This is a genomic window from Halomonas sp., assembly GCF_041689495.1.
Lineage (GTDB): Bacteria > Pseudomonadota > Gammaproteobacteria > Pseudomonadales > Halomonadaceae > Halomonas.
Map to the genome: position 1 here is coordinate 1 of NZ_JBDNGD010000303.1, position 2,620 is coordinate 2,620.

2 protein-coding genes are annotated in these 2,620 nt (G+C 64.2%); both read left to right on the plus strand.

The window, feature by feature from the left end; genetic code table 11:
* On the plus strand, window positions 1-2,091 hold a 2,091-nt coding region (locus tag ACESMD_RS10120), incomplete at its 5' end, for an FAD-binding and (Fe-S)-binding domain-containing protein (protein WP_372612784.1).
* 29 nt (window positions 2,092-2,120) lie between these two features.
* Window positions 2,121-2,620: beta-eliminating lyase-related protein (locus tag ACESMD_RS10125; RefSeq protein WP_372612786.1), on the plus strand; the 500-nt coding region annotated here is incomplete at its 3' end.

Below are 2,620 nucleotides of genomic sequence, written 5' to 3' on the forward strand. Positions count from 1 at the left end.
ATCGTCAAGCTCGATCCCACGGCGGTGGAACTGGTCGACCGCACCATGATCGACCTGTCGCTGGAGAATCCGGCGTTCCGGCCGGTGATCGAGAAGGCCCTGAAAGGCAAGCCGGAGGCCGTATTGCTGGTGGAATTCGCCGGCCAGGATTCTCAGGCGCAGTTGGATGCCCTGCATCGTCTCAAGCAGCTGATGGGGGATCTGGGCCTGCCCGACTCCGTGGTCGGCATGCCCGAGCCGGCCGAGCAGAAGGCGCTCTGGAATGTGCGCAAGGCGGGTCTGAATATCATGATGAGCATGAAGGGTGACGGCAAGCCGGTGTCCTTCATCGAGGACTGTGCGGTGCCCCTCGAGCACCTGGCCGAGTATACCGACAAGCTCACTCAGGTCTTCCACCGTTACGGCACCGAGGGCACCTGGTATGCCCATGCCAGCGTCGGCACCCTGCATGTGCGGCCGATCCTCGACATGCGCCGCGACGGCGCGGAGAAGATGCGCGAAATCGCCGAGCAGGCCTCCGCCCTGGTGCGCGAGTACAAGGGCGCCTACTCCGGTGAGCACGGCGATGGCCTGTGCCGCGGCGAGTGGGTGGCCTGGCAGTTCGGTCCCACCGTCAACGATGCCTTCAGGGAGATCAAGCAACTCTTCGATCCCGAGAATCGCTTCAACCCCGGCAAGATCGTCGATACCCCGAAGATGGATGATCATCGCTACTTCCGTAACCGCAAGGACTATCGGGCGATCCCGCTGACCCCGGTATTCGACTGGTCGGCCTGGAACGTCGAGCGCGATCCATTGACCGGCGAGCAGAGCAAACCCGGAACGGCCGACGATCCGTCCCATGGGCTGGCCATGGCGGTGGAGATGTGCAACAACAACGGCCATTGCCGGAAGTTCGATGCTGGCACCATGTGCCCGAGTTTTCGCATCACCAGGGACGAGCAGCACCTGACCCGGGGGCGTGCCAATACCCTGCGCCTGGTTCTTACCGGTCAGCTGGGCGATCAGGGCCTGGCCGGCGACGACATCAAGGAGGCGCTGGATCTCTGCGTGTCCTGCAAGGGATGCAAGCGGGATTGTCCCACCGGCGTCGACATGGCCAAGTTCAAGATCGAGGCACGGGCCGCCCGAGTGCGTGCCAAGGGGCTTTCCCTGCGCGATCGGATGGTCGGCGAGATGCCTCGGTATGCCCCCTGGGCCAGCCGGTTTTCCGGCCTGCTGGGGGCGGCGGAGCGAGTGCCGTTCGTGTCGCGCCAGGTCAAGCGGGCATTGGGGCTGGCGCCCGAGCGGGCCTTCCCCGCCTTCCATGGCAACTTCCTGGCGGAGTCCCGGCAGGGGCCGGTCCAGGCATCGCGCGAGGTACTGCTGTTCGTCGATACCTTCAACAACTACATGGAGGGAGACAATGCCAGAGCCGCCAAGCGGGTGCTCGAGGCCGCCGGCTATCGGGTTCATCTCAATGTGAAGCAGGGCGAGCGACCCCTCTGCTGTGGCCGTACCTACCTGTCATCCGGACAGTTCGACAAGGCCAGGGCGGAGGCCCAGCGTAGCCTGGATGCCCTGATGCCCTTCGTGGAGCGCGGAGTGGCGATCGTTGGGCTCGAGCCTTCCTGCTTGTTGAGCATGCGCGACGAGTTCCTGCAATATGGCTTCGGTGAGCAGGCCCATTCATTGTCCGAGTCCGCCTTCCTGTTCGAGGAATTTCTGGTCAAGGCGCGGATGGCGGGGGAGCTGTCCCTGGAGCTCGCCTGCTTGGACCACAAGCGAGCCTTGCTGCATGGGCACTGTCATCAGAAGGCCTTCGATGCCGTGCGTCCGATCGAGCAGGTGCTGGGATGGATACCGGGTCTGGACGTCGAGACCATCGAATCCTCCTGCTGCGGCATGGCCGGAAGTTTCGGCTACGAGGCCGAACACTACGAGGCGTCCATGAAGATGGCCGAGCTCTCGTTGCTTCCGGCGATTCGCGAGGGTGGGGATGATGTGCTGCTGATCGCCGACGGCACCAGTTGCCGGCACCAGATCAAGGACGGCGCGGCCAGGGAGGCGATCCATGTGGCCCGCGTACTGGAGATGGCGCTGGTAGAATGATGACCGACCCGCATCTCCCAGGAGACAGGATGATCGATCTGCGCAGTGATACCGTCACTCGCCCCACCGCCGCCATGCGCGAGGCCATGAGTCAGGCCCCGGTGGGTGATGATGTGTGGCGTGACGACCCTAGCGTCAGCGCCTTCGAGTCGGCCGTGGCCGAAAGGGCGGCCAAACCTGCGGCCCTGTTTTTCCCGTCTGGCACCCAGAGCAACCTGGCCGCGCTGATGGCTCACTGCCAGCGTGGAGACGAGTATATCGTCGGCCAACTGGCGCATACCTACCGTGATGAAGGTGGCGGTGCCGCGGTGCTGGGCAGCATACAGTCCCAGCCCATTGAACACGCCGAGGATGGCACCCTGCCGCTGGACCGGGTTGAGGCGGCGCTCAAGGTCGATGACGACATTCACCATGTCCGCACTCGACTGCTGGTGCTGGAAAACACCTTCCGTGGCAAGGTGATGCCTGCCGATTATCAGCTCGAGGCACTCGCCCTGGCGCGACGCCATGGCCTGGCGACCCACCTGGA